Source organism: Actinosynnema sp. NPDC059797 (assembly GCF_042732085.1).
Lineage (GTDB): Bacteria > Actinomycetota > Actinomycetes > Mycobacteriales > Pseudonocardiaceae > Actinosynnema.
In genome coordinates, this window is the sequence record NZ_JBHWIE010000032.1 from 12421 (window position 1) to 37821 (window position 25401).

Consider the following 25401-nt stretch of genomic DNA (forward strand, 5'->3'; position numbering starts at 1 on the left):
ACCGCCCACCGGCTGTGACCTGCGCTACCTCGCCCGAGCCGGCAACCGGCCCAGCCGCGCCCCCCGGAACCGGGCCGTCTACGATCCGAGAAGCCGACGGGCCCGCCCGCCGGTCACGCCAGAACCAGCACAGGCAGGAGGCACCGTGACGGCCGTAGCCCCGCAGCCGATCGCTACGCGGCCCTTCGGGACTCGCAAGGCGGTCAAGGGTTCGTTCCTGCTGCGGATGTTCCGCACCACGGACCACAAGCAGATCGGCATCATGTACCTGGTCACGTCGTTCGCCTTCTTCATGGTGGGCGGCGCGATGGCCATGCTGATCCGCACCGAGCTGGCCCGTCCGGGGATGCAGTTCCTCTCGCAGGAGCAGTACAACCAGCTGTTCACCATGCACGGCACGGTGATGCTGCTGCTCTACGCGACCCCGATCGTGTTCGGCTTCGCCAACTTCATCCTGCCGCTCCAGATCGGCTCGCCGGACGTGGCGTTCCCGAGGCTCAACGCCTTCTCGTACTGGCTGTACCTGTTCGGCGGCCTGATCGTGATGGCGGGCTTCCTCACGCCGGGCGGCGCGGCCGACTTCGGCTGGTTCGCCTACACGCCGCTGTCCAACGCCATCCACTCGCCCGGCGCGGGCGCCGACCTGTGGATCTCCGGCCTGGTCGTCGGTGGTCTCGGCACCATCCTCGGCGCGGTCAACATGATCACCACCGTGGTCTGCCTCCGGGCGCCCGGCATGACCATGTTCCGCATGCCGATCTTCACCTGGAACATCCTGGTGACGAGCGTGCTGGTGCTGCTGGCGTTCCCGATCCTGACCGCCGCGCTGCTGGGCCTGCTGGCCGACCGGCACCTGGGCGCCCACGTGTTCGACCCCGCCAACGGCGGCGTGATCCTGTGGCAGCACCTGTTCTGGTTCTTCGGCCACCCCGAGGTCTACATCGTCGCGCTGCCGTTCTTCGGCATCGTGTCCGAGATCTTCCCGGTGTTCAGCCGCAAGCCGCTGTTCGGCTACAACGGGCTCGTCTACGCCACGCTGGGCATCGCGGCCCTGTCCGTCGCCGTGTGGGCCCACCACATGTACGCCACGGGCGCGGTGCTGCTGCCGTTCTTCGCGTTCATGACCTTCCTGATCGCCGTGCCGACCGGCATCAAGTTCTTCAACTGGATCGGCACCATGTGGAAGGGGCAGCTGACGTTCGAGACACCGATGCTGTTCAGCATCGGCTTCATCGTCACCTTCCTCTTCGGCGGCCTGTCGGGCATCCTGCTGGCCGCGCCGGCGATCGACTTCCACGTCTCGGACACGTACTTCGTCGTCGCGCACTTCCACTACGTGCTCTACGGCACGATCGTGTTCGCCACCTTCGCGGGCATCTACTTCTGGTTCCCGAAGATCACCGGCCGGATGATGGACGAGCCGCTGGGCAAGCTCCACTTCTGGACCACGTTCCTCGGCTTCCACGCCACGTTCCTGGTGCAGCACTGGCTGGGCAACGAGGGCATGCCGCGCCGGTACGCGGACTACCTGCCCGGTGACGGCTTCACCACGCTGAACATGATCTCCACGATCGGCGCCTACATCCTGGGCGCGTCGACGCTGCCGTTCATCTACAACATCTTCAAGTCCTACCGGTACGGCGAGACCGTGCACGTGGACGACCCGTGGGGCTTCGGCAACTCGCTGGAGTGGGCGACCTCCTGCCCGCCGCCGCGGCACAACTTCACCGAGCTGCCCCGCATCCGCTCCGCGCGCCCCGCGTTCGAGCTGCACTACCCGCACATGATCGAGCGGATGCACGAGGAATCGCACGTGACCTTCACCGGCAAGGCCATCCCGCACGAGAAGGCCAAGGCCGCCCCGTCCGAGAAGGCCGCGCAGGCGGTCCAGTCCGGCACGGCCTCGGAAGGCACCGAGGGCGACCACAAGTAACCTCGACGCGCAGGTTCGACGACGAGCCCCGGCCGCCCCATGGCTGCCGGGGCTCGTCGCCGTCCGGCACACCCCCGGCACTCGTCGCCGTCCGGCATAGGAGCCATCGTGACCAAGCCCACCGCCACGCCCGTCCTGATCACGGTCACCGGACCGGACAAGCCGGGGGTGTCCTCGGTGCTGTTCGCGGTGCTGACCCGCCACGGGGTGGAGATCCTCGACGTCGAGCAGGTCGTCATCCGGGGCCGGCTGGTGCTGGGCGTGCTCGTCGGCGCGGACCGCGACCCGGAGGGCCTCCAGGAGGCCGTCGAGCAGGCCATGGCGACGGTGTCCATGCACGTCGAGGTGGAGATCGGCGCGGACTCCAAGCGCACCGCCCGGCTGGAGTCGAGCCACGTGATCATCCTGCTCGGCCGCCCGGTGACCGCCCGCGCGTTCACCGAGGTGGCGCGGCGGCTGGCGGCGCTGGGCGTGAACATCGACGCCATCCGGGGCGTGGCCGACTACCCGGTCACCGGTCTGGAGCTGCGGGTGTCCGTGGCGGCCGACACGGGGGAGAGCGACGCGGCCCTGCGGGCGGCGCTGGCCGAGGTGGCGGTGCGCGGCGGGCTGGACATCGCGGTGGAGCGGGCCGGGCTGACCCGGCGCGCCAAGCGGCTGGTGGTGTTCGACGTCGACTCCACGCTCATCCAGGGCGAGGTGATCGAGATGCTGGCCGCGCACGTCGGGGTGGAGCCGCAGGTCCGGGAGATCACCGAGGCGGCCATGCGCGGCGAGCTGGACTTCGCCGAGTCGCTGGAGCGGCGGGTGGCGCTGCTGGCGGGCCTGGACGAGTCGGTGCTCGACGAGGTGGCGGCGTCGCTGGAGCTGACGCCGGGCGCCCGGACCACGGTGCGGACGCTCAAGCGGCTCGGGTTCCGCTGCGGCGTCGTCTCCGGCGGGTTCACGCGCGTCATCCAGCGGCTGGTGGACGACCTGGGCCTGGACTTCTGCGCGGCCAACGAGCTGGAGGTCGTGGACGGCAAGCTCACCGGCCGCGTGGTCGGCGAGGTCGTCGACCGGGCGGGCAAGGCGGTGGCGCTGCGGCGGTTCGCCGAGCAGGAGGGCGTGCCGATGGGGCAGACCGTGGCCGTGGGCGACGGCGCCAACGACATCGACATGATCGGCGCGGCCGGGCTGGGGGTGGCGTTCAACGCCAAGCCCGCGCTGCGGGAGGTCGCGGACACCGCGCTGTCGCACCCGTTCCTGGACGCGGTGCTGTTCGTGCTCGGCGTGACCAGGGCCGAGGTGGAGGCCGCGGACGCGGCGGACGGCCTGGAGCTGAACCGGCTGTGAACCCGATCCTGCGGATGCTGGTGGACCGGCACTACGCCACCGACGTGGAGGACCCCGCGGCGGTGCGCGCGATGCCGGTGGTGCTGCGCATCGAGCGGTCCGCGCCGCCGGCGCGCACCGAGGTGCTGGAGGCCGCCGCGGCGGCGGCCGTCGCGGTGTGCCTGGACGAGCGGGCCCTGCCCGGTGGCGAGTGGCACGACGACGTGGTGGCGTGGGTGCGCGGGCGCATCCGCAAGGTGTCGCGACGGGCCCGGGGCGCGCACTGGGAGGTCGTGCAGGCGCTGCCCGGTGTGACCGTCGAGGTCGGCGGGGCGCAGGCGCGGGCGTTCGTGCCGGGGCTGGTCTCGGAGCTGCCCAAGGAGCTGAGCCGGTTGCAGGTCTCGGGTAGCGACCTGCCGCCGGATGAGCCGGGGCCGGTGCCGCCGGGCGCGTACGAGCTGTGGCTGAACCCGCGCGTGGGGATGACGGCGGGCAAGGCCGCCGCGCAGGTCGGGCACGCGTCGATGCTGCTCGCGCCGCGCCTGTCGGAGGCGGAGCTGGCGGACTGGGCGGCGGTCGGCTACCGGTGCGCGGTCCGGACGCCGTCGCCGACGGACTGGGACGCGCTGGTGGCGCGGCCGGACGTCGTGCTGGTCCGCGACGCCGGCTACACGGAGGTCGCCCCCGGTACCGCGACCGTGGCGGTGAACCACCGCTTCGGGTGAGGTTTGCCCGGTCCTCTCCAGGGCAACCATGCACGGCGTGGGCCTCTTGGACGTAGTGGACGCCAGGATCGGTGACGGGCTGGAGAGCCTGTTGTGCGCGCACCACGCCCGCCGGCTGCGCAGGCTGGGCTGGGGCTCGGTGTTCGGCGACGGGGGCGGCTGGTGGTCGCCCCGGCGGCCCGTGCGGGACGGCAACCGGGTCGAGGTGCTGGTCGACGGGCACGAGCTGCTGCCCGCCGTGTCCGAGGCGATCTCGTCGGCCCGCGAGTCGGTGCACCTGGCCGGCTGGTGCATGAGCCCCGACTTCAAGCTGACCCGCGAGCCGGGCGCGCCGACGCTGCGCGAGCTGCTGGCGGCGGCGGCGGAACGGGTGCCGGTGCGGGTGCTGCTGTGGGCGGGCCCGCCGGTGCCGATGTTCGAGCCGACCCGCAAGCGCGTGCGGGCCGCCCGCGAGGAGTTCATGCGCGACAGCGCCGTGTCCTGCGTCATCGACGCCCGCGAGCGGACCATGCACTGCCACCACGAGAAGATCGTCGTGGTGGACGGCTCCGTCGCCTTCGTCGGCGGCATGGACCTCACCGCCGTGGAGGGCGACCGGCACGACACGTCGGAGCACCCGCCGCGCCACCCGCTGGGCTGGCACGACATCGGCACCCGCCTGCGCGGCCCGATCGTGGCCGACGTGGCCGAGCACTTCCGCGCCCGCTGGCAGGAGATCGCCGGCGAGGAGCTGCCGCCCGCGCGGGTGCCGGAGCCCGCGGGCACGTCGTCCGCGCAGCTCGTGCGCACCATCCCCGAGCGCACCTACGACTTCGTGCCGCGCGGCGAGTTCAGCCTGCTCGACTCGTACCTGAGGGCCCTGCGCTCCGCGACGCGCCTGGTGTACCTGGAGAACCAGTTCCTGTGGTCGCCCGAGGTGACCGAGATCCTGATCGACAAGCTGCGGAACCCGCCGGACCCGAGGTTCCGGGTCGTGCTGGTGCTGCCGCGCAAGCCGAGCAACGGCGCCGACACCACGCGCGGCCAGCTCGGCAGGCTGATCGACGCCGACGACGGCGGTCGCAGGCTGATCGCCGCCACCCTGTCCTCGCACGACGGGCAGACCTCGTCCTCGGTGTACGTGCACGCCAAGCTGGCCGTCGTGGACGACCGCTGGCTCAGCGTCGGGTCGGCGAACCTCAACGAGCACTCGCTGTTCAACGACACCGAGGTCAACGTGGTGACCGACGACCCGGCCGTGGCGCGCGACACCAGGCTGCGGCTGTGGTCCGAGCACCTGCGCCGCCCGGTCGAGGAGGTGTCGGGCGAGCCGGAGGACGTGGTCGACCGCCTGTGGCGGGACCAGTTGGAGTCGGAGGGCGACCACCGGGTGACGGGGCTGCCCGGCGTGTCCCGGCGGGCGGGTCGCCTGCAGGGCCCGCTGCGCGGCCTGCTCGTGGACGGGTGAGGACCGGGAAAAGCGGCTGCGCCCGACCGGGGTGGGCGGCGACGATGGCGGCGTGTCGGAGCTGCTGTGGGACGAGGTCGACGTCTTCTTCGACCCCGGGTTGACGGGCGCGCTGCCGGACGGGTGCGTGCCGGGCACGACGGTCGAGGACTGGCAGGCGCTGCTCGACCTCGTCGGGTCGAGCGGGTGGGCGTGGGAGGTCGCGGTGGGCCGGGACACCGCGCCCGGACCGCTGCCGACCGCCGCGCGGCTCCTGGGGCGCTCACCGGACGACGAGTGCCACGTCCTGAGGGTGTGGCCCGTGCCGGGCGTGCAGGTGAACCTGTGGCCGCTGGACCCCGACCGGATCGACTACGACTTCGACCTGCGGGAGTTGCAGGGCCAGGCCGGGGTGGACGTCGTGTGCGGCTTCCTGACCGCGGTCGGCCGCCGGCTGGGCAAGCCGGCGGGCATGGGCTCGGAGGGGAGCCCGGACCCGCTGATCGAGTACGACCCCGCGCTCGACCGCGTGGTCCTGAGGGACGGCCCCGCGGCGGCGAGGCGCGGCGGGCGGTGACCTCGGGAGGCCGCGCCGGCCCCCGCCGGTCTCAGCGGTTCGCCGCGTCCAGCCGCTTCAGCGCCGCCCGCACGACCTCGGGGTCGTAGGTGGTCCAGAACGGCGGCAGGGAGGCCCGCAGGAACCCGCCGTAGCGGGCGGTGGCCAGGCGCGGGTCCAGGACGGCCACCACGCCCTTGTCGCTCATCGACCGCAGCAGCCGCCCCGCGCCCTGCGCCAGCAGCAGCGCCGCGTGGGTGGCCGCGACGGTGAAGAACCCGTTGCCGCCGCGCGACTCGACCGCCTTCTGCCGCGCGGAGGCCAGCGGGTCGTCGGGCCGGGGGAACGGGATCCGGTCCATCACCACCAGTTGCAGCGACGGTCCCGGCACGTCCACGCCCTGCCACAGCGACAGGGTGCCGAACAGGCACGTCCGCGCGTCCTCGGCGAACCGCTTCACCAGCTGCCCGGTCGAGTCGTCGCCCTGGCACAGCACCGGGAACTCCAGCCGGTCGCGCAGCGCCTCGGCGGCGGCCTTGGCCGCGCGCATCGACGAGAACAGGCCCAGCGCCCGCCCGCCGGCCGCGTTGACCAGTCCTTCGATCTCGTCCACGTAGGACGGTTGGAGGCCGTCGCGGCCGGGGGGCGGCAGGTGCCGCGCCACGTACAGGATGCCGCTGGTGCCGTGCGAGAACGGCGAGCCCACGTCCAGGCCGGTCCAGCGCGGCGCGCCCAGGTCGGACGGCGGCTCCTTGTCCGTGGCCGTGCCCTCGGCCTTCACCGACGGCGACGACGCGGGCAGGCCCCACTGCCGCGCCAGCGTGTCGAACGTGCCGCCCAGCGTCAGCGTCGCCGAGGTCAGGACCGTGGTCCGCTTGCCGAACAGCCGCTCCCGCAGCAGCCCGCCCACGCCCAGCGGCGCGACCCGCAGCGACGGCGCCCGGTCGCCGTGGTCGCCCGACACCCACACCACGTCGTGGTCGTCGTCGAACGCCTCCAGGACCCGCACCGCGCAGTCGTGCACCTCGTCCAGCAGCGTCAGCGCCAGCTTGCGCGACGTGGCGCCCTCGGCGTCCTCCTTGCGCTCCGGCCCGAGGGACGTGATGCACGCGCGCGCCGCGTCCCTGGTCGCCGCCAGCGCGCCGGCCAGCGCCCTCGGCAGCGAGTCGAGCCTGCCCGCGGGCACGTCCTCCAGCACCATCGCCAGCCCGTCGGACGCCTCGGCCAGCCGGTCGGCCACGTCCTGGTCGATGAGCCGCCCGCAGCGCCGGGCCGCGGTCGCCACCAGGGCACCGCTCAGCTCCTCGGTCGCCACCGACGTGATGCGGTCGACCAGGTCGTGCGCCTCGTCGATCACCACCACGTCGTGGTCGGGCAGCACCTGGTAGCCCTCCAGGGCGTCCACGGCGAGCATCGCGTGGTTGGTCACCACCACGTCGGCCCGGCCCGCCTCGCCCCGCGCCCGCTCGGCGAAGCAGTCGGTGCCGATCGGGCACTTGCCCACGCCCAGGCACTCGCGCGCGGTCACCGACACCTGCCGCCACGCCTGGTCGCTGACGCCGGGCACCAGCTCGTCGCGGTCGCCGGTCTCGGTGTCGGACGACCACTCGTGCAGGCGCTTCACCTCGCGGCCCATGCGCGACACGGCGAACGGGTCGAACAGGCCCGCCTCCTCCGGCTCCTCGGGCGCGCCGGTGTGCAGGCGGTGCAGGCACAGGTAGTTGCGGCGGCCCTTGAGGATGGCGAACCGGGGCTCGCGGCCCAGCTCCTTCTTCAGCGCCTTGGCCAGCCGGGGCAGGTCGCGGTCCACGAGCTGGCGCTGGAGCGCGATGGTGGCGGTGGAGATGACGACCGTGGCCTCCTCGGCCACCGCGTGCCGCAGCGCGGGCACCAGGTACGCCAGCGACTTGCCGGTGCCGGTGCCCGCCTGGACGGCCAGGTGCTCGCCCGTGCGGATGGAGCGCTCGACCGCCTCGGCCATCCGGACCTGGCCCGGCCGCTCGGCTCCGCCCACCGCCTCCACGGCGACGGCGAGCAGGGTTCTGGTGTCGGGGATGGCGGTGGTGGCGGGCACGGCGAAGACCGTACCCGCCCGCACCGTCAGTCCCGCGCGCCGTCAGACCGACGCGAGCACCCGGTTGCCCAGCGCCACGACGGCCTCGCGGTGCGCCGGGGTCAGCTCCACCGGCTCACCGCGCCGCGCGGCGACCAGGTCGCGCAGCTCGCCCGCCAGGTCGGGCCAGTGCCCGGCGGCCAGCTCGGCGGCCCGGGACTTGGAGACGATCTCGCCGGTGCGGATGGTGTGCCACTGCCGCGCCGGGCCGAACGCGACCCACAGCACGCCGTCGCGGTGCCCCGGCCCGCTCACCGAGGCCACCAGCCCCACCAGCGGCTCCCAGTACTCGACCAGGTTGCGCCGGCAGTACTCCTCGACCTCGTCGCGGGTCACCGCGAACTCCGGTCGCGGGCCGCGCGTGGTGATCGAGTACCGGTTGAGCTGGTGGAGCAGCACGGGCGTCACGTCGGGGGTCGCGTCGGCGTGGAACACGCCGTCCCGGCCCCACGGCCCGGGTTCGCCGCCCACCAGGCAGATCAGGTCCAGCTCCGGGGTCAGCGCCGCGGCGAGCGCGGCCAGGTCGCCCGGTCCGGGCTCGCGGGACAGCTCCAGCACGAGGTCGAGGTCGGACCCGGGCCGGTGGTCGCCGAGCGCGGCGGATCCCACCACGTGGGCGGCGCGCACCAGACCCGGGGCCGACTCGTCGAGCGGCCTTAAGAAGGCCTCGCTCACTTGCGCTTGACCAGCAGCCAGGCGGCGGGCAGCAGACCGGCGGCCAGCGCGATCTTCAGCGCGTCGCCCAGCAGGAACGGGGTGACGCCGAGCTGGAGCGCCTTGCCGAACCCGACGCCGGCGGCGGCCATCAGCCACGGCACGCCGCACGCGTAGATCGCCAGGTTGCCCAGCGCCATGGTGCCGACCGTCCGCAGCGGGGTGCGGTCGCCGCCGCGCGCGGCCAGGTGCCCGACCAGCGCGCCGGCGAGGACGAACCCGACCACGTAGCCGAGCGAGGCGGGCGTGCCGGACGCGCCGCCCTGGAACCACGGCACGCCCGCGACGCCGGCGACCAGGTACAGCGCCATCGAGACGCCGCCGCGCCGCCAACCGAGGGCCGCGCCGACGAGCAGGGCCGCGAACGTCTGGCCGGTGATGGGGACCGGGCTGCCCGGCACCGGCAGCGCCACCTGGGCGGCCAGGCCGGTGAGGCCGGCGCCCGCGACGACCAGGGCGATGTCGCGCGCCAAGGCGCCCGGCACCAGGTCGGCGAGCACCGCGCGACGGCCGGGAACGGCGAGGACGGACACTTCGAACCTCCTACGGGATCGACTTCCCCGGGAGGCTAACCGCCGATGGGCGTTCCGGTCCCCGCCGATCGCCGCGAAGTCGGTCACGTCACGCGTGCCTCAGCGGTCCGGCGCCACGACGCCGGAGATCCGTTCGGTGTTCCGCCGCGTCTTGGTCCACCCGTTGCGGCCGCGCGCCAGGCGGGTCACCGCGCGCCACGGCGACAGCCCGGGGTGGCACCGCTTCCGGTAGACCGGTCCCCACAGCACGGACGGCAGCAGCCCGAACGAGCCGTAGACCGCGAACAGCACCCGGGCCCCGCCGGTGAACCAGGCCGCCACCTCGCCGGGCGCGACCGCGAACCGGTGCGCCGGCAGGGCCGGCGGCACCGGGTGGACGAGCGTGCCGAGCAGCTGCACCCACGGCTGGGCCGGGTAGTGCGTCACCTCCGCCGCGCCCAGCGTGGACAGGTGGGGCGAGGCCCGGATCCGCCGCGCGTACCGCAGGCACTGCATGGTGCCCTGGCCCCACCGGGTGCGCTGGGCGAGGAACCGCCGCAGGCTGTAGAGCCCCTCCTGCTGCACGTGGGTGTCCGGGGTGAAGCCGGTGCGCCGGCCGGCGCACGTCGGTGTTCACCATCCGCACGTCCACCTGCACCGCGCCGATCGAGGCGTCGCCGAACAGGTGGTCGGCCGCGCACACGTCGAGGCAGTCGCGGGCCGGTCGCCCGTCCGCGTCGACCACCACGACCACCGCGCGGTCGGCGTCCGCGTGCCGCCCCATCCACAGCTTCAGGGCGCAGTAGGCGTCGTTGAGGGCGTCGCCCTTGCCGGTGCGCGCGTGCGGCCGGCGGCGCCGGACCGGGTGGACGTGCCGGTCGCCGCGGAACCCGCGCAGCACCTCGGCCGTGCCGTCGTCCGAGTCGTCGTCGACGCCCCACACGTGCGCGATGGGAAACGCCGACCACCAGCAGCGGCAGCAGCAGGAACGCCGAGGTGCACTCCGGCGTCATCCGCAGGCCCAGCGGGGTGTCCGAGCCCAGGCCGAAGTGCACCGCCTGGCGCGAGGCGACCACGACCACGCCGTCGTCGGACGGCACGTCGAGCACCAGCCCGGCCAGGGTGATCTCGGCGCCACGGTAGGCGCGGTGGGCGCCCCCCGCGCCGGCCACGGCCGCGAGCAGTGCGGCCACTCCCGCCCGGGTGAGGTACGCGGTCCGAGGGGTCCGGGCACAGCAAGCGCCACTGATCGTTTCCTTCCTCCGACCGGGTAACGCCCGATAGGGCTATGTGCTGGTCATCGGACCGGCCTCCGCTCCACCTCAGTCCCGGAACGAGTGACAACGTGAAGTCTTTTCGGGCCGGTATTCCACGTTCAGTGGGACCGGTTGAGCGGTTCGAGTGGAGGCGCTGCTCCGTTACGGGCAGCAACCCTTAATCCGACGGGCTGAACGCCGATAGGGGCAATTGCTCGGCACGAACGTTCCCCCGAGCTTTCCCACCCCCCGCGAGGAAGGAGTTCCATGCGCGTGCGAATGACGCGTCGCGCCGCGGTCGCCGGACTGGTCGCCGTCGCGTCGCTGCCGGCAGGTGCGGCACCCGCCCAGGCCGCGCCCGGCGACGCCGCCGCCCACGGCGCGGAGCTGGACCTGGACCTGCCGGACCGGGACGCGGTCACCGCGGGCCCGTTCGCCGCGGCCTCCGCCGACGGCCCTGCCGAAGGCCCGTCCGCGTCCGTCGACCTGCCCGGGGTCCTCGAGACCGGCGTGATCACCACGGCCGCGTCCCGGGACGACAAGACCGGCGGCGCCCACTCCCGGGCCGCCACCGCCGACGTGCGGCTGGACCTGGTCCAGGCCGTGACCGGCCCGATCTCGGCGCGACTCGTCGAGGCGACCTGCGACGCCACGCAGAAGGGCGTGGCGGGCGGGACGGAGCTGGTCGGGCTCGACCTCGGCCGACTGGGCGCGTTGGACGCCGAACCGGCGCCCAACACCGCGCTCGACCTCGACCTGGCGGGCGTGGACGTCGCCAGGCTCGTCCTCAACGAGCAGACCCGCGACGCCGACGGCGGCCTCACCGTCAACGCCGTGCGCCTGACCCTGCTCGGCGGCGCGCTCGGCTCCCCGGGCAGCGGCGACCTGGTGGTGTCCGCGGCCACCTGCGGCCCGGCCGGCCCGCCGATCCCGTCGGCCTCCGGCGCGGGCCTGTGGCCGGCCCTGGGCCTGCCGGCCCTGGTGGGCGTCCCGGCCGCCGCCGCGGGCCTGCGCCGCCGCCGCGCGCCCGGGGTGGTCTGACCGTGTACCGGGTCCCGGGCAGCGGGGTGGCGGTCGGCACGGGCGTGGGCTCGTTGGCGGCGACCGGCGCGAACGTGACGTGGTGGCTGGTGGCCGGCGTGGTCCTGCTCGCCGGCGGGGCGGTGCTGGGGCGCGTGGCGCGCAGGGGACCGGCCGGGGCGCCGCACCACCGGCGGAGGGGGACGAGGTGAAGGAAGTCCTGCTGCTCGCGGGCACGAGGCCCGAAGCGGTGAAGATCGCCCCCGTGGCGCTGGCCCTGGCCGACCACCCCGTGCTGCGGCCGGTGGTCGTCCACTGCGGCCGGCACACCGACCTGGTCGAGCGGGCCCTGCGCGCGTTCGGCCTGCGGGCGGACGTGGAGCTGGACGTGCCCCGCGCCACCGGCGACCAGGCCGAGCTGCTGGCCGGCCTGGTGCCGGAGGTCGACCGGGTGCTGCGGGTGCGGGACCCGGCCGTCGCCCTCGTGCAGGGCGACACGACGACGGCGCTGGCCGGCGCGCTGGCGGCGTTCTGGCGCGGCATCCCAGTGGCGCACCTGGAGGCCGGCCTGCGCACCGGCGACCTCGGCGGGCCGTTCCCGGAGGAGGGCGCGCGGCAGATGATCGCCCGGATCGCGTCGCTGCACCTCGCGCCCACCGACGACGCCGCCGCCGCGCTGCTGGGGGAGGGCCTGGTGGACCGCGAGATCGTGGTCACCGGCAACACCTCCGTGGACGCCGTGTGCCGGGTCGCCGCCGCCGACCTGCCCGCCCGCGACCCCCGACTGGCGCTGCTGGAGCGGGTGCTCGACGAGCGGTCGGAGCGGCTGGTGCTGGTCACCGCGCACCGGCGGGAGTCGTGGGGCGAGCCGCTGGAGCGCGTGCTGCACGCGGTGCGGGCCATCGCCGACCGGCACCCCGACGTGCGGGTGCTGCTGCCCGTGCACCCCGACCCGGCCGTGCGGACGGCGGCGGTCCGGGTGCTGGGCGGGCACGAGCGGATCGTGATGACCGGGCCGCTGGACTACCCGGACCTGGTGCGGGCGCTGCGGCGGGCCGCGCTGGTGCTCACCGACTCGGGCGGCATCCAGGAGGAGGCGCCCACGTTCGGGGTGCCGGTGCTGGTGCTGCGCGAGGCGACCGAGCGCTCGGCCGCGGTGGACGAGGGCTGCGCGTGGCTGGTCGGCACGGACCCGATCCGCATCCTGGCCGAAGCGGGCTGGGTGCTGGGCGCGCGGCTGCGGTTGCCCTCGGGGCGCAACCCGTTCGGCGACGGCCGCGCCGCCTGCCGGGTGCGCGGCGCGCTGGAACGGCTGGTCGGCCTGCCGGTGGACTTCGCCACCGCGCCGCTGCCGGTGCGCATCCCCACCTGACGACCCCGGCGCCACCCACCCAGTTCACGTCACGCTTGGTGACCAACCATCCCGACCGGGTACAGGTGCTTCCCCGGCGGGTGACTTGCGGGCGGGTTCGTCAAGGTTCGCCGCTCCGGCGCAGATATTCATGCGCAGGAACAGGAGGCAACACCATGAACCACACCCGAGCGCGCCGAGCAGGTTCGGTGGCCGCGGCGCTCGTGCTCGGCCTGGTCGCGACGCCGTCCGCGTGGGCGGCCAACCCGGCGGGCGTGGCGTCGGTCGGCTCCGCCGGCTTCAGCAAGGGCGGCACCGAGGTGCGCATCGCCCCGCTGGCGGAGTGCGCGGTCGACGGCGTGACGAGCGCCTCGTCGGAGGCGGTGGTCCGCCAGGGCGTCCGCTTCGGCCCCGGCACCTCGTCGTGCACGACCACGGTGGTCGACCCGAGCAACGACACGACCACCACGACCTCCGAGGCGAACGGCACGGAGTTCGAGCTGTCCGCGCTGGTCGCCGAGGGCGGCCCGCGCCTGCGCGTCGGCAAGTGGCGCGTCACCTGCACCGCCACCGACCGGGGCACCAGCGCCAACTGGGGCCTGAACGGCCTCCAGGGCTTCGCCGGCCTGCCCGACGAGATCCCGCCGGGCTACCGCCAGGAGCTCAAGTCCGGCAGCGGCGAACTCCTGGCCGTGGCGACCTTCAACGAGACCACCGTCCCGGAGCAGAACGACGGCAGCATGGCCCTGACCATGCTCCGCATCACCTTCGCCCCGGCGTCCAACGCCACGGGCGAGGTGGTCGTGGGCGCCACGGCCTGCTCCCCGACCCCCTGACCACCACACGCGGGCGGAGCCCAACTCCGCCCGCGTGTCCTCCACTCAGACCGCGCGTGTCCTCCGCTCAGACACCGCGAGTCGTCCGTTCGGGCATCGCGAGTCGTCCGTTCGGGCACCGCGAGCCGACCGCTCACCCCACGCGCGGCGTGCCCGACAGCGCCACCCCGGCCTCGTCCAGCGCCGCCAACGCGGTGTCCACCGTCGCCCGCGCCACCCCCGCCGTCAGGTCCAGCAGCACGGTGGTCCGGAACCCCGCCCGAGCCGCGTCCAGCGCCGTCGCCCGCACGCAGTGGTCCGTGGCGATCCCCACCACGTCCACCTCCTTCACGCCACGCGCCCGCAGCCAGTCCACCAGCTGCTCACCGCCGCCCGACGTGCCCTCGAACCCCGAGTAGGCCGCCGCGTACTCGCCCTTGGAGAACACCGCCTCCACCGCCGTCACGTCCAGCTCCGGGTGGAACGACGCCCCGGCCGTCCCCGCCACGCAGTGCACCGGCCACGAGTCCACGAAATCCGGCTCCGAGCTGAAGTGCCCGCCAGGGTCCACGTGGTAGTCGCGCGTCGCCACGACGTGGTCGTACGACCCGGCCGCCACGTGCGCCGAGATCGCCGCCGCCACCGCCGCCCCACCCGCGACCGCGAGGGAACCGCCCTCGCAGAAGTCGTTCTGCACGTCCACCACGACCAGCGCCTTGCCCATGGAATCGGCCTCCTTCACAGGAACGTCGTCGGAACAGCGGGTTCACCGCGGGACAGCTTCAGGCCCTCCCACGGCACGGTCACCAGCGCGGCGCGCAGCCGTTCCCGGCTCTCGGCCAGGGTGTCCGGCCCGTCCACCCGCCGTCCACCCCGGATCAGCGGCACGGCCAGCAGCCGGTCGTGCTCGCCCGGCTCCACGTCCGCCGAGTGCGGGAACACGACCTCCTCCAGCGCCGTCCCGGTCTCCTTGTGCCGCCGCAGCGCGCTCTTGCGCCCACCGCGGGACTCCTTGTGCGAACTGCGCTTGGCCACCGGCCGCCCGTCCACCTCGACCAGCTTGTAGACCATGCCCGCGGTCGGCGCGCCCGACCCCGTCACCACGGACGTGCCCACGCCGTACGCGTCCACCGGCTCCGCCCGCAGCATCGCGATCGCGTACTCGTCCAGGTCTCCGGACACCACGATCCGCGTGTTCCGCGCGCCCAGCGAGTCGAGCTGGTCCCGGGCCTGCCGCGCCAGCACGCCCAGGTCGCCGGAGTCGATCCGCACCGCGCCCAGGGACGTCCCGGCGACCCGCACTGCGGTGTCGATGCCGTTGGTGATGTCGTAGGTGTCCACCAGCAGGGTCGTGCCCACGCCCAGCGCCTCGACCTGGCTGCGGAACGCCTCCTCCTCGGTGTCGTGCAGCAGCGTGAACGCGTGCGCGCACGTCCCGGCGGTCGGGATGCCGTGCCGCCGGGCCGCCTCCAGGTTGGACGTGGCGGTGAACCCGGCCAGGTACGCGGCCCGCGCCGCCGCCACCGCCGCCTCCTCGTGCGTGCGGCGCGACCCCATCTCGATCATCTGCCGGCCGTTGGCCGCGCTCACCATGCGGGCGGCGGCGGACGCGATCGCCGAGTCGTGGTTCAGGATCGACAGGGCCAGCGTCTCCAGCACCACGCCCACCCCGAACGGCGCGCGCACGGACAGGATCGGCGAGCCCGGGAAGTACAGCTCGCCCTCGGGGTAGCCGTCCACGTCGCCGGTGAACCGGTAGTCCGCGAGCCAGTCGAGCGTGGCCCGGTCGACCACGTTCGTGCGTTCCAGCAGCTCCAGGTCCTCCGCCGAGAACGTGAAGGACGCGATCGCGTCGAGCAGCCTGCCCGTGCCCGCGACCACGCCGTACCGCCTGCCCTCGGGCAACCGCCGGGCGAAGACCTCGAAGACGCACGGTCGGTCCGCGGTGCCGTCGCGCAGGGCCGCGGCGAGCATCGTCAGCTCGTAGTGGTCGGTGAACAGGGACGTCGACATGGGAAGAGAGCCTAAAGCCGCCCGACCGGGGACACCTGTGGTCTCCACCACCAAGCGGAACATGACACCATTGGCGGTATGACCACGCCCGTCGAACAGGAACGGACGCAGGCCGACCCGGTGGAGGAGGAGGTCCGCACCGAGGACCGCCCCTGGCAGACGCTGGTCTGGAACGACCCGGTCAACCTGATGTCCTACGTGACGTACGTGTTCCAGAAGCTCTTCGGCTACAGCCGTGACCACGCGACGAAGTTGATGCTGGACGTGCACCACAAGGGCAGGGCGATCGTGTCGTCGGGGACGAAGGACAAGGTGGAGGCCGACGTGGCCAAGCTGCACGCGGCCGGGCTCTGGGCGACCATGCAGCGTTCGTCGTGAAGAAGTGGACCCGGAAGGGTGATCTCGTGCTCGGCCGGTTCGACCGGCAGGAGGCCGCGGTGGTGCGCGGCCTGGTGAGCCAGGTCCAGGACATGCTCCTCGCCCGCGCCGAGGAGGCGCCGCAGGACGAGCTGGCCCAGCTGACCGGCATCCGGACGGGGCCGTCGACGCCGCCGGACGACCCGATCCTGGGCCGGCTGCTGCCCGACTTCCACCGGCTGGACCCCGACGCGCCGGACCCGGCCGAGGTGGACTCGGCCAACGCGCTGCGGTCGCTGCACGAGCCCGAGCTGCTGGACCAGAAGACCGGTGCGGCCGAGGTGGTGCTGGAGACGTGCCCGCCGGACGGCGGCGAGGTGCGGCTGCGGGTGGAGCAGGCCGAGGCGTGGCTGGCGTCGCTGAACGACGTGCGGCTGGCCCTGGGGACGGCGCTGGACGTGCAGGAGGACATGCCCGAGGAGCTGCCGCCGGACGACCCGAGGTCGCCTCACCTGGGTGTTTACCAGTGGCTGACGTGGGTCCAGGAGACGCTCGTCGAAGCGGTCATGGACTGATGCTGGTCGGGCGTGCCGCCGGGGTCGTGGTGGTGCTGACGCCCGCCGGCGCGGTGGCCGGGGTGGACGTGCGCGGCGCGCCGGTCGGCACCCGCGAACTCGACCTGCTGGACCCGTCGGCGCTGGTGCAGCGGGTGCACGCGGTCGTGCTCGCGTCCGGCGGGCTGGCGGCGGTGGACGGGGTCGTGCGGTGGCTGGCGGCGCGCGGGCACGGGTTCCCGGTGGGGTCGCGGCCGCACGAGGTCGTGCCGATCGTGCCCGCGGCGGCGGCGTTGGGGCTGGTCGCGGCTGGCGACGGCGGTGCGGCCTGCGAGGCGGCCGTCGACGAGCCGGTGGAGGCGCTGGCGCTCGTGGGCGAGACCGCGGTGGGGCTCGTCGTGGTCGAGGCCGAACTGGCGAAGGCGCAGTGCCGAAGGGTCGCGATGTCGGCGCAGGACGGGTTCGCTCGGGCCGGGGTGGAGGTGCCGGCGACGGTGTTCGCGCTGGCCACGGGCGTGCCGACGGGGGTTGCGCTGGACGACCTGTGCACGCGGGCGGCGGGCGCGCTCGAACGCGCGGCTCGCGGTGCCTGACCGGAGGACACGCGATGCCTGAGCGGAGGACACGCGATGCCTGAGCGGAGGACACGCGATGCCTGAGCGGAGGACACGCGATGCCTGGGTGGAGGACACGCGGTGTCTGAGCGGAGGACACGCGGGTGAGGGGCGGGTGGTTGGGGTACCCGGTCGCCATGTCGGGTGTGAAGAAGCTGCTCAGGTGGGTTGAGTCGAGTCCCGCGCTGGACAAGGCGGCCGGTGCGCTGGCGGAGGTGATCCCGCCCGCCCTGCGGCGGCACCGGGTCACCGACCTGCTGCGCGGGCGTCCGCTCGGCCACCCCGCGCACCCGGCGGTGGTGCTGCTGCCGGTCGGGATGTTCGCCGCGTCGAACGTGCTGGACGTGCTGCCGGGTGAGGGCCGGGCCGCGCGGGCGCTGATCGGGTTGGGGCTGGCCTCGGCGCCCGCCGCCATCGCGACCGGGCTCGCCGAGTACACCACGCTGGACGAGCGGCAGCGGCGGACCGCGTTCGTGCACCTCGCGGCCAACGCGACCGCCACCGCCTGCTACCTCACGTCCTTCCGGCTGCGCGGCCACGGCTTCGGCGTGGTGGCGCGGGTCGTGTCCGCGATCGGGCTGGTGGCGGTCGGCGCGGGCGGCTTCCTGGGCGGCCATCTGTCCTACGCCCAGGGCGCGGGGGTCGGGCGCGAGCCGATGGCGGACGAACCGGGCGCCCTCGAACAGGGCGCGGAGTGGGCCTTCTCACGAGGCGGGACACCTTCCGCCACCCCGTAGGATGAAGGTGTGCTGGTGATTCGCCGTGACCTCGTCGACGCGATGGTGGCGCACGCCCGTCGTGACCACCCCGACGAAGCATGCGGGATCATCGCGGGCCCCGAGGGCTCCGACCGCCCGGAGCGCTTCGTCGCGATGGACAACGCCGAGCGCTCGCCGACCTTCTACCGCTTCGACTCCATGGAGCAGCTGCGCGTCCACCGGGAGATGAGCGCGAACGACGAGGAAACCGTCGTCGTCTACCACTCGCACACCGCGACGGAGGCGTACCCGTCGCGCACGGACATCTCCTACGCGAGCGAACCGCAGGCGCACTACGTGCTCATCTCCACCCGTGATCCCGAGGAGCACGAGCTGCGCTCGTACCGGATCGTGGACGGTGTGGTGACCGAGGAGCCGGTCGAGGTCGTCGAGTCGTACATGTTCTCGCACACCGGCGCCGACGACACGCCCGACTGTCCCTGAGCAGCCGCGCGTCTCACCCCTCTTCACCCAACCCGGTTCCCCGGAGGTTCCAGCATGGCCGTCACCGTCTCCATCCCCACGATCCTGCGCACGCACACCGGCGGGCAGAAGTCCGTCGAGGCGTCGGGGAGCACGCTCGCCGAGGTGATCGACGACCTGGAGAACAACCACGGCGGCCTCAAGCAGCGCCTGGTCAAGGAGGGCTCGCTGCACCGCTTCGTCAACGTCTACGTCAACGACGAGGACGTGCGCTTCGCGGGCGGCCTCGACGCCGCGGTGAAGGACGGCGACACCGTCACGATCCTGCCGGCCGTCGCGGGCGGCTGATCCGCCGTGGCCCGGTACGAATCGCTGCTCGACGCGGTCGGCGGCACGCCCCTGGTGGGCCTGCCCCGGCTGTCGCCGTCGAAGGACGTGCGGCTGTGGGCGAAGCTGGAGGACCGCAACCCGACCGGCTCGATCAAGGACCGCCCGGCGCTGGCGATGATCGAGGAGGCCGAGCGGACCGGCGTGCTGACCCCGGGCTGCACGATCCTGGAGCCGACATCGGGCAACACCGGCATCGCCCTGGCCATGGCCGCCAAGCTCAAGGGCTACGGCCTGGTGTGCGTGATGCCGGAGAACACCTCCACCGAGCGCCGCCAGCTCCTCCAGGCGTACGGCGCGCGGATCGTGTTCTCGCCCGCCGCGGGCGGCTCCAACCAGGCGGTGGCGCAGGCCAAGGAACTGGCCAAGGCGCACCCCGACTGGGTCATGCTCTACCAGTACGGCAACCCGGCCAACGCCGCCGCGCACTACCGCGGCACCGGGCCCGAGCTGCTCAAGGACCTGCCGACGATCACGCACTTCGTCGCGGGCCTCGGCACCACGGGCACGCTGGTCGGCGTCGGCCGGTACCTGCGCGAGCACAAGCCGGATGTGCAGGTCGTCGCCGCCGAGCCGCGGTACGGCGAGCTGGTCTACGGCCTGCGCAACCTCGACGAGGGCTTCGTGCCGGAGCTGTACGACGCGAACGTGCTGACCGGCCGCTACTCGGTCGGCTCGTACGACGCGCTGCGCCGCACCCGGCAGCTGCTGGAGGTGGAGGGCATCTTCGCGGGCATCTCCACCGGCGCGATCCTGCACGCGGCGCTGGCCGTGGCGGAGAAGGCGGTCACGAAGGGCGAGACCGCGGACGTGGCGTTCGTCGTGGCCGACGCGGGCTGGAAGTACCTGTCCACGGGCGCGTACGCGGGCACCCTGGACGAGGCCGCCGAGCGCCTCGACGGCCACCTCTGGGCCTGACGCCCCGACACCCCCGGCCTGACGCCGTGACGAGGAGGGCCCCGCGCGAACCCGCGCGGGGCCCTCTCGGCGTTCTCCGGGTCAGGCGACGGCGCAGGCCGCCCCGTTCAGGGTGAACGAGGTGGGTTTGCCGGTGTTGCCGCCGTGCGTGGCCTGGAGGCCGACGCCGATCGACCCGTTCGGGGCGATGGCGGCGTTGTAGGCGACGTTGCGGCCGGTCACCGCACCGCTGGTCGGCGACCAGGTCGCGCCCCAGCCGCCGGTGACGGTCTGGCCGCTCGGCAGGGTGAACGCGAGCTGCCAGCCGTTGACCGCGGTCGTGCCGGTGTTGGTGATGGTGATGGACGCGGTGAGCCCGGTGTTCCACGCGTTGACGGTGTAGGAGACCCGGCACGCGCCGACCGGCTGGTCACCGGTGGTGGTCGTCGTGGTCGTGGTGGTGGTCGTGCTCGTGGGGCCGCCCCGGTCGAGGCCGAAGAACTGGATGGCGCGCAGCGCCATGCCGGCGCCCAGCACGTTGTGCCCCGTGCCCTGCATCGAGATCGCCTCGACCTTGTCGCCGTAGCGCGTGCGCGTCCAGCCGGACTGCGGCGAGTCCGTCGAGGTCGGCGTGGTCGACAGCCCGTGGACGTCGGTCCACTGCTCGACCTGCTCGGCGAAGTTCGGGTAGCGCAGCGTGTCGTCCGCGGTGCCGTGCCAGACCTGCACCCGCGGCCGGGCGCCGCTGTAGCCCGGGTAGGCGCCGCGCACCAGGTCGCCCCACTGCTGCGGCGTCTTGTTCACCTGGCCGTTGGCGCACGCGCTGTTCCACGACGAGCCGTCGGTGGTGGCGAAGCAGCTCGCGGGCACGCCCGCGAACGCCGCGCCCGCCGCGAACACGTCGGGGTAGTTGGCCAGCATCACGTTCGTGGTCATCGCGCCGGACGAGACGCCGGTGACGAACACGCGGCTCGCGTCGCCGTTGTAGCGCTGGAGCACGTGGCGGACCATCGAGACCAGGCCCACCGGGTCGCTGCCGCCGTCGCGGCGCAGCGCCTGCGGCGAGGACACGTCGTAGCAGCCGCCGGAGCGGGTCGCGGTCGGGTAGATGACGATGAACCCGTACTGGTCGGCCAGCCTCGCGAACTCCGTGCCGGAGTAGAACGCCTGCCCGGTGCCCGTGCAGTAGTGCACGGCGAGCAGCACCGGCGGCCGGGCCTGCGTCCGGTCGGGCACGTACAGGTGCATCCGCAGGTTGCTCGGGTTCGAGCCGAAGCCGGTGACCTCGGTCAACGACGCGGCCGAGGCCGGCTGCGGCGAGGCGACGAGCGCGAGCGCGAACGCCGCCACCGCGGTCACCGAGGTGACCAGCGCGACGAGCGCCTTCCTCACGGGGCGACCACCTGCCCGCTGGTGTTGATCCGGCCGGGGCACAGGCCCTTGGCCGCCAGGCCCTGCACGATGCGCGGCACCGCGTTCACGGTCGCCTGGTAGGCGGCGTGCATGAGCACGATCCCGCCCGCGTTGGCGCCGGTGGCCGCGCGCACGATGGCGTCGGTGGAGGCGCCGTTCCAGTCCTGGGTGTCGACCGACCAGGTGACCTGGGTCAGGCCGAGCTTGCGGGCCTCGTTCTGCACGGTCGCGTTCGTCGCGCCGTACGGCGGCCGGAACAGCGTCGGCGCCTGGCCGGTGGCGTTGCGGATCGCGTTCTGGGTGTTGGACAGCTCGGTCGCCACCTGGGACGCGCCCAGGTTCGTCAGGTACGGGTGCGACCAGGAGTGGTTGCCGATCCACATGCCCGCCGAGGCGACCTCGCGGGCCAGGCCGGGCTGCTGCTGCACGTTCCGGCCGATGTCGAAGAACGTCGCCCGCGCGCCCGCCGAGCGCAGCGCGCTGACCAGGGGGCGGGTGTACTGACCGTTAGGGCCGTCGTCGTAGGTCAGCGCGACGTAACCGTTGCACGGTGCGGCCTGCGCCGTGGACGTGGTGACCGGAAGCGCGACCACCATGAGCGTGGCGGCGAGGAGGGTTCTCCAGAGCATCGTTGCTCCTCAAAACGGTGTAAGGATGTGGTCACTATGTGACTGCTCCCGGTGTTCGGACAATGAGTTTCGTGGAAGTTGCGGATCTCAAATGGCCTAATGAGCTGCGGCAACAGGCAAAACACCCATTCGGCCGCTTAATCGTCGGGGGGAAACTTTCGTAAGCTCGCCCGCGTGCTGCCGATCGAGTCGGAACGGGACCTGCTGGCGACGGCCCTGCGGACGGCGCGCGCCCGCACCCGGTGGCGGCACCACAACGTGGCCGCCGCCGGTCTCGCGCCGGACGGCCGCGTGTTCACCGGCCTCAACGTCTTCCACTTCGCGGGCGGCCCGTGCGCGGAGCTGGTGGTCATCGGCGCGGCGGCGGCCGGGGGCGCCTACGAGCTGGAGTCGCTGGTGGCCGTGGACGCGACGGGCGTGGTCGTCCCGTGCGGCCGGTGCCGCCAGGTGCTGTCCGACCTGATGCCCGGGGTCCGCGTGCTGGTGGCCGAGGACGAGGCGGTGGCCGTGGTCGACCTGCTGCCGCGCGCCTACCGCTGGACCGAGCACCTCGCGGCCCTGGAGCAGCGCCGCCACGAGGGCTAGCGGGGTCGCGGCGGGGCGGTCGCAGCGGGGGCGGTCGCAGCGGGCGCGGTCACGGCGCGTCGGTCACAGCAGGTCGAGCACCCGGGCCAGTTCGCCCGCCACCTGCTCGCGCGGCAGCGGGTCGAGGGTGATCTCGTCGCCGGACTTCAGCGGCTCCCTCGCGTACACCTCGACCGGCGCGTGCTTGTGCGGGCCCTGGAGGACCAGCGACACGGTCGTCCGGTCGGTCGGGCCGACCACGCGGTGCAGCACCTCGGAGTCCAGCAGGTAGGTGCTGCCGGGGCCCAGGTCCACGTCGAACACGCACTTCAGGCGGGCGTCGCCGGTGGGGGTGAGGGCGTAGGACGAGGTGCCGACGTGACCGCCGTAGCGGAAGCCGAGGAAGTCGTCGCCCCGCGCGTCGTGCACGTACTCCTGGAACCGGTAACCGCCCGCGAGCACCGCCGCCGCGAAATCCCACCGGTGGTTGTGCACGTTCTCCGCCGGCGGCGGGTATTCGGGCGTCGGGCGCCACACGTGCAGCCTCAGCTGGAATTCCGGATCAGCCAGCAGCACGATCTTCAAGAAGCCGTTCGGGTGGCGGTACGCGCGATCGGGCACGTCCCCCTCCGCGCCCCGGGCGAGCAGCGGTCGCAGGAATTCCGGCGCCGCCACCCGGCGCAGGCAATCGACCAGCGCGAAGTCGTTCCCCGACCGGTACTCGGCCACGAACGCCGAGATGTCGCGCAGTTCCATGAATTACCGCCGTCCTCGAACGCCGCCGCCGTTCAGCCCAACGCGATCAGGGCGTTGCGATAAGCCGGTTCGGCGGTCACCTCGCGCACCACCGGCAGGAACCGCGGTATCGCCACCACGTCGTCGGGCCGCGCCACCTGCACCTCCAGCAACCAGCACGCCCGGCTGCCCGGATCGGTGATGTGGTCCACCTCGTACACCCGACCGGCCCACCGGAACTCGGTGCGGGTCTTGCGGATGACGTGCCGCGACCCGTCGCGGCCCGCCATGAGCCGGTTGTACTCCGAGCTCTCGATCTCGACCTCGTCGACCGTCCGCACCCCGTTGCGCGCCGGGGTCAACCGGGCGTACTCGTAGCTCACCCGACCGGCCGAGACCCGGCGCCTGATGCGCTTCTCCTCGGCTTCGGTAACCCGTAGATAAGCCTGTTCGAACTCGATCCGCCGCATCGACCCACGCTGTGCCGGGGGCCAATCGGGTTCCGCGCCGAGGAGGAACTTGCGCTCGATCTCGACCGCCACCCGCACCCCCGCTGATGCATTCGAGTGAACCCGTGCGCCACTGATATTGGCAGCTTCTCGCCCCGGTCTTTCCGCATTTTTGCAGACAGCGGGCTGCTATCGTTCCGCCATGCAATTGAGGGTGCTCGGGTGTGCGGGCAGCGCACCCGGTCCCGGTCTGCCCACCTCCGGGTACCTGGTGGAGGCGGGCGGGGCCCGGATCGTGATGGAGCTGGGCAGCGGCGTCTTCGGCGCGCTGATGCGGCACTGCGACCCGTTCGACCTCGACGCCGTCCTGCTCTCGCACCTGCACCTCGACCACTGCGCGGACTTCAGCGCGCTCACCGTGCACCGGCGCCACCACCCGGAGCCGCCGTACGACGTGACCGAGCGCAGGCTGCCCGTGCTCGCGCCGTCGCACGCGCCGTCCCGGCTGGCCGCCGCGCACGCCGCGAGCCGCGCCGAGCTGGCCGGGCTGAGGCTGGAGGACGCGTTCGACTTCGTGCCACTTGCGCCCGGCTCGTACCGGGTGGGGCCGGTGGAGGTCGAGGTGGCCGCGATGCGGCACATCTGCGAGGCGTACGCGTTCCGCCTGACGCACGGCGGCGCGTCGCTGGTGTTCTCCGGCGACACGGTGCCGTGCCCCGAGCTGGTGGACCTGGCGCGCGGCGCGGACCTGCTGCTGGCCGACTCGGCGTGGCGGGAGCAGGCCGGCCGGGCCGACTACCTGCACATGAGCGGCCGGGAGGCGGGCGCGGTGGCGGCGGCCGCGGGGGTGGGCCGGCTGGTGCTGACCCACGTGCTGCCGTGGTCGGACCGCGACGGCGTGCTGGCCGACGCGGTGACCGAGTTCGACGGCCCGGTGGTCCTGGCCGCCCCCGGCGAGCTGTACGAGATCGGCTGAACGCCCTACCCGGCTGATTACCCGGAGAAGGCGGTGGACGGCAGCCCCTCGCCGACCCCGGGCAGCACCAGGACGGAGCCCGCCAGCTCGCTCAGGGCGTCGCCGGACAGCCCGGTGCGGGCGCTGGTGACGTACAGGTCGGTGAAGTCGGGACCGCCGAAGCAGCACGCGGTGGGCTGGCCGACCGGCAGTTCGAGTTCGAGGTCCAGCACGCCGTCCGGGGTGTAGCGGTGGACGGCCGCCCCGCCCCACAGGGCCACCCAGACCGCGCCGGAGGAGTCCACGGTGAGCCCGTCCGGCAGGCCGCGGTGGACCTCGACGAGCGGGCGGCGGTTGACGGCCTCGCCGGTGTCGCGGTCGAAGTCGAGCACGTCGACGCGGCGCTCGGCCGAGTCGATGTGGTACATGAGGGTGGCGTCAGGGCTCCAGCCGATGCCGTTGCTGACGCCGAGCTTGTCCAGGACGACCTTGGCGTCGCCGTTGGGCTCGACGCGCGCGAGCCAGCCGTCGGGCTCCTCGTCGTAGCGCATGGTGCCCGCCCACAGCCGCCCGGCCGGGTCGACCGCGGCGTCGTTCCCGCGCACCCCGTCGCGGGCCCAGTAGACCAGCCACGTCTTGGTGCCGTCCCGGTCCAGCAGCGCGATCCCGTCGCGCAGGTTGAGCACCAGCCCGCCCCTGGTCCGCGGCTTGGCCGCGCCCACGTGCTGCGGCACCTCCAGCACGGCGTCGTCGCCCCGCCCGGGGCTGTAGCGGTGCACCTCGCTGGCGAGCACGTCCACCCACAGCAACGTCCCGCTCGCGTGGTCCCACGTGGGCGCCTCGCCTAAGGCCGCCTCGGCCCGCACCGCCACCTCGATCACGCCCCCACCCTACGTCCCCCCGCGTGTCCTCCACTCA

The 25401-nt window shown here is 73.6% G+C and carries 29 protein-coding genes and 1 pseudogene; 19 read left to right on the forward strand and 11 right to left on the reverse strand.

Annotated features, from left to right (window positions below; translation table 11 throughout):
• Positions 1–145 precede the first annotated feature (145 nt).
• From ctaD to ACFV4N_RS11895, 5 genes are all read left to right on the forward strand, one after another.
• Positions 146–1933 (forward strand): aa3-type cytochrome oxidase subunit I, encoded by a 1788-nt coding sequence (ctaD, locus tag ACFV4N_RS11875; RefSeq protein ID WP_499672486.1) that lies wholly within the window; start codon positions 146–148, stop codon positions 1931–1933.
• A 108-nt stretch (positions 1934–2041) separates the two neighbouring features.
• Positions 2042–3268, forward strand: coding sequence for a phosphoserine phosphatase SerB (gene serB / locus ACFV4N_RS11880; RefSeq protein ID WP_499672487.1), 1227 nt, complete (start codon positions 2042–2044; stop codon positions 3266–3268).
• Positions 3269–3282: 14 nt separating this feature from the next.
• Positions 3283–3972: a peptidyl-tRNA hydrolase gene (locus tag ACFV4N_RS11885; RefSeq protein WP_499672529.1), complete on the forward strand. Its 690-nt coding sequence runs from the start codon at positions 3283–3285 to the stop codon at positions 3970–3972.
• Positions 3973–4000: 28 nt separating this feature from the next.
• On the forward strand, positions 4001–5419 hold the full coding sequence (locus tag ACFV4N_RS11890; RefSeq protein ID WP_499672488.1) for a phospholipase D-like domain-containing protein: 1419 nt from the start codon (positions 4001–4003) through the stop codon (positions 5417–5419).
• 52 nt (positions 5420–5471) lie between these two features.
• A complete protein-coding gene (locus tag ACFV4N_RS11895; protein ID WP_499672489.1) occupies positions 5472–5975 on the forward strand; it encodes a hypothetical protein in 504 nt (167 codons plus the stop codon).
• A gap of 31 nt (positions 5976–6006) precedes the next feature.
• Here ACFV4N_RS11895 and ACFV4N_RS11900 read toward each other — a convergent pair whose 3' ends face one another.
• From ACFV4N_RS11900 to ACFV4N_RS11915, 4 genes and pseudogenes are all read right to left on the reverse strand, one after another.
• Entirely contained in the window at positions 6007–8028 is a 2022-nt protein-coding gene (locus ACFV4N_RS11900) for an ATP-dependent DNA helicase (protein ID WP_499672490.1), read from the reverse strand.
• 42 nt (positions 8029–8070) lie between these two features.
• Entirely contained in the window at positions 8071–8742 is a 672-nt protein-coding gene (locus tag ACFV4N_RS11905) for a nucleotidyltransferase domain-containing protein (RefSeq protein WP_499672491.1), read from the reverse strand.
• The gene (locus ACFV4N_RS11910; protein ID WP_499672492.1) at positions 8739–9314 is read right to left on the reverse strand and encodes a biotin transporter BioY; all 576 of its coding nucleotides are present in this window, start codon (positions 9312–9314) and stop codon (positions 8739–8741) included. Before ACFV4N_RS11910 ends, ACFV4N_RS11905 begins: the two co-directional genes overlap by 4 nt.
• Before the next feature lie 99 nt (positions 9315–9413).
• Positions 9414–10257, reverse strand: a pseudogene (locus ACFV4N_RS11915) (glycosyltransferase family 2 protein); the annotation flags it as partial.
• Between the two features lie 32 nt (positions 10258–10289).
• Here ACFV4N_RS11915 and ACFV4N_RS11920 point away from each other — a divergent pair.
• The 5 genes from ACFV4N_RS11920 to ACFV4N_RS11940 all read left to right on the forward strand — a co-directional run bounded on the left by ACFV4N_RS11920 (position 10290) and on the right by ACFV4N_RS11940 (position 13756).
• Entirely contained in the window at positions 10290–10436 is a 147-nt protein-coding gene (locus tag ACFV4N_RS11920) for a hypothetical protein (RefSeq protein ID WP_499672493.1), read from the forward strand.
• Between the two features lie 380 nt (positions 10437–10816).
• Positions 10817–11590: a choice-of-anchor P family protein gene (locus tag ACFV4N_RS11925; protein ID WP_499672494.1), complete on the forward strand. Its 774-nt coding sequence runs from the start codon at positions 10817–10819 to the stop codon at positions 11588–11590.
• A gap of 2 nt (positions 11591–11592) precedes the next feature.
• Positions 11593–11781: an LAXTG motif-containing small protein gene (locus tag ACFV4N_RS11930; protein ID WP_499672495.1), complete on the forward strand. Its 189-nt coding sequence runs from the start codon at positions 11593–11595 to the stop codon at positions 11779–11781.
• A complete protein-coding gene (gene wecB / locus ACFV4N_RS11935) occupies positions 11778–12941 on the forward strand; it encodes a non-hydrolyzing UDP-N-acetylglucosamine 2-epimerase (RefSeq protein ID WP_499672496.1) in 1164 nt (387 codons plus the stop codon). The genes ACFV4N_RS11930 and wecB overlap by 4 nt, the downstream gene beginning before the upstream one ends.
• Before the next feature lie 155 nt (positions 12942–13096).
• The gene (locus ACFV4N_RS11940) at positions 13097–13756 is read left to right on the forward strand and encodes a hypothetical protein (protein ID WP_499672497.1); all 660 of its coding nucleotides are present in this window, start codon (positions 13097–13099) and stop codon (positions 13754–13756) included.
• Positions 13757–13889: 133 nt separating this feature from the next.
• On the opposite strand, the gene ACFV4N_RS11945 is transcribed toward ACFV4N_RS11940, so the two are convergent.
• Positions 13890–14459, reverse strand: a complete 570-nt coding sequence (locus ACFV4N_RS11945; RefSeq protein ID WP_499672498.1) for an isochorismatase family protein — start codon at positions 14457–14459, stop codon at positions 13890–13892.
• 14 nt (positions 14460–14473) lie between these two features.
• Positions 14474–15748 (reverse strand): nicotinate phosphoribosyltransferase, encoded by a 1275-nt coding sequence (locus ACFV4N_RS11950; RefSeq protein WP_499672499.1) that lies wholly within the window; start codon positions 15746–15748, stop codon positions 14474–14476.
• A 78-nt stretch (positions 15749–15826) separates the two neighbouring features.
• On the opposite strand from ACFV4N_RS11950, the gene clpS reads away from it, so the two are divergent.
• From clpS to ACFV4N_RS11985, 7 genes are all read left to right on the forward strand, one after another.
• Positions 15827–16126, forward strand: a complete 300-nt coding sequence (clpS, locus tag ACFV4N_RS11955; RefSeq protein WP_499672500.1) for an ATP-dependent Clp protease adapter ClpS — start codon at positions 15827–15829, stop codon at positions 16124–16126.
• Positions 16123–16680 (forward strand): DUF2017 domain-containing protein, encoded by a 558-nt coding sequence (locus ACFV4N_RS11960; RefSeq protein WP_499672501.1) that lies wholly within the window; start codon positions 16123–16125, stop codon positions 16678–16680. Before clpS ends, ACFV4N_RS11960 begins: the two co-directional genes overlap by 4 nt.
• Positions 16680–17252, forward strand: coding sequence for a P1 family peptidase (locus tag ACFV4N_RS11965; RefSeq protein WP_499672502.1), 573 nt, complete (start codon positions 16680–16682; stop codon positions 17250–17252). Before ACFV4N_RS11960 ends, ACFV4N_RS11965 begins: the two co-directional genes overlap by 1 nt.
• Positions 17253–17410: 158 nt before the next feature.
• Positions 17411–18010 carry a DUF2231 domain-containing protein gene (locus ACFV4N_RS11970; RefSeq protein ID WP_499672503.1) on the forward strand — a complete coding sequence of 200 codons (600 nt, stop codon included), beginning with the start codon at positions 17411–17413 and terminating at the stop codon, positions 18008–18010.
• A gap of 9 nt (positions 18011–18019) precedes the next feature.
• The gene (locus ACFV4N_RS11975; protein ID WP_499672504.1) at positions 18020–18475 is read left to right on the forward strand and encodes a M67 family metallopeptidase; all 456 of its coding nucleotides are present in this window, start codon (positions 18020–18022) and stop codon (positions 18473–18475) included.
• Between the two features lie 54 nt (positions 18476–18529).
• Entirely contained in the window at positions 18530–18802 is a 273-nt protein-coding gene (locus tag ACFV4N_RS11980) for a MoaD/ThiS family protein (protein ID WP_499672505.1), read from the forward strand.
• A 6-nt stretch (positions 18803–18808) separates the two neighbouring features.
• Positions 18809–19759: a PLP-dependent cysteine synthase family protein gene (locus tag ACFV4N_RS11985; RefSeq protein WP_499672506.1), complete on the forward strand. Its 951-nt coding sequence runs from the start codon at positions 18809–18811 to the stop codon at positions 19757–19759.
• Positions 19760–19840: 81 nt separating this feature from the next.
• On the opposite strand, the gene ACFV4N_RS11990 is transcribed toward ACFV4N_RS11985, so the two are convergent.
• Both ACFV4N_RS11990 and ACFV4N_RS11995 read right to left on the reverse strand, forming a co-directional pair.
• Positions 19841–21130, reverse strand: a complete 1290-nt coding sequence (locus ACFV4N_RS11990; RefSeq protein ID WP_499672507.1) for an extracellular catalytic domain type 1 short-chain-length polyhydroxyalkanoate depolymerase — start codon at positions 21128–21130, stop codon at positions 19841–19843.
• Positions 21127–21780 (reverse strand): polysaccharide deacetylase family protein, encoded by a 654-nt coding sequence (locus ACFV4N_RS11995; protein ID WP_499672508.1) that lies wholly within the window; start codon positions 21778–21780, stop codon positions 21127–21129. Before ACFV4N_RS11995 ends, ACFV4N_RS11990 begins: the two co-directional genes overlap by 4 nt.
• Positions 21781–21954: 174 nt before the next feature.
• Between ACFV4N_RS11995 and ACFV4N_RS12000 the strand changes: the two genes are divergently transcribed.
• Positions 21955–22365, forward strand: coding sequence for a cytidine deaminase family protein (locus ACFV4N_RS12000; protein ID WP_499672509.1), 411 nt, complete (start codon positions 21955–21957; stop codon positions 22363–22365).
• Positions 22366–22428: 63 nt separating this feature from the next.
• Here ACFV4N_RS12000 and ACFV4N_RS12005 read toward each other — a convergent pair whose 3' ends face one another.
• Positions 22429–23100 carry a hypothetical protein gene (locus ACFV4N_RS12005; RefSeq protein WP_499672510.1) on the reverse strand — a complete coding sequence of 224 codons (672 nt, stop codon included), beginning with the start codon at positions 23098–23100 and terminating at the stop codon, positions 22429–22431.
• 32 nt (positions 23101–23132) lie between these two features.
• Entirely contained in the window at positions 23133–23549 is a 417-nt protein-coding gene (locus ACFV4N_RS12010; protein WP_499672511.1) for a CYTH domain-containing protein, read from the reverse strand.
• Between the two features lie 181 nt (positions 23550–23730).
• Between ACFV4N_RS12010 and ACFV4N_RS12015 the strand changes: the two genes are divergently transcribed.
• On the forward strand, positions 23731–24504 hold the full coding sequence (locus ACFV4N_RS12015) for an MBL fold metallo-hydrolase (RefSeq protein ID WP_499672512.1): 774 nt from the start codon (positions 23731–23733) through the stop codon (positions 24502–24504).
• A 17-nt stretch (positions 24505–24521) separates the two neighbouring features.
• Here the strand turns inward: ACFV4N_RS12015 and ACFV4N_RS12020 are convergent, their stop codons facing one another.
• Positions 24522–25364 (reverse strand): SMP-30/gluconolactonase/LRE family protein, encoded by an 843-nt coding sequence (locus ACFV4N_RS12020; protein ID WP_499672513.1) that lies wholly within the window; start codon positions 25362–25364, stop codon positions 24522–24524.
• Positions 25365–25401 lie beyond the last annotated feature (37 nt).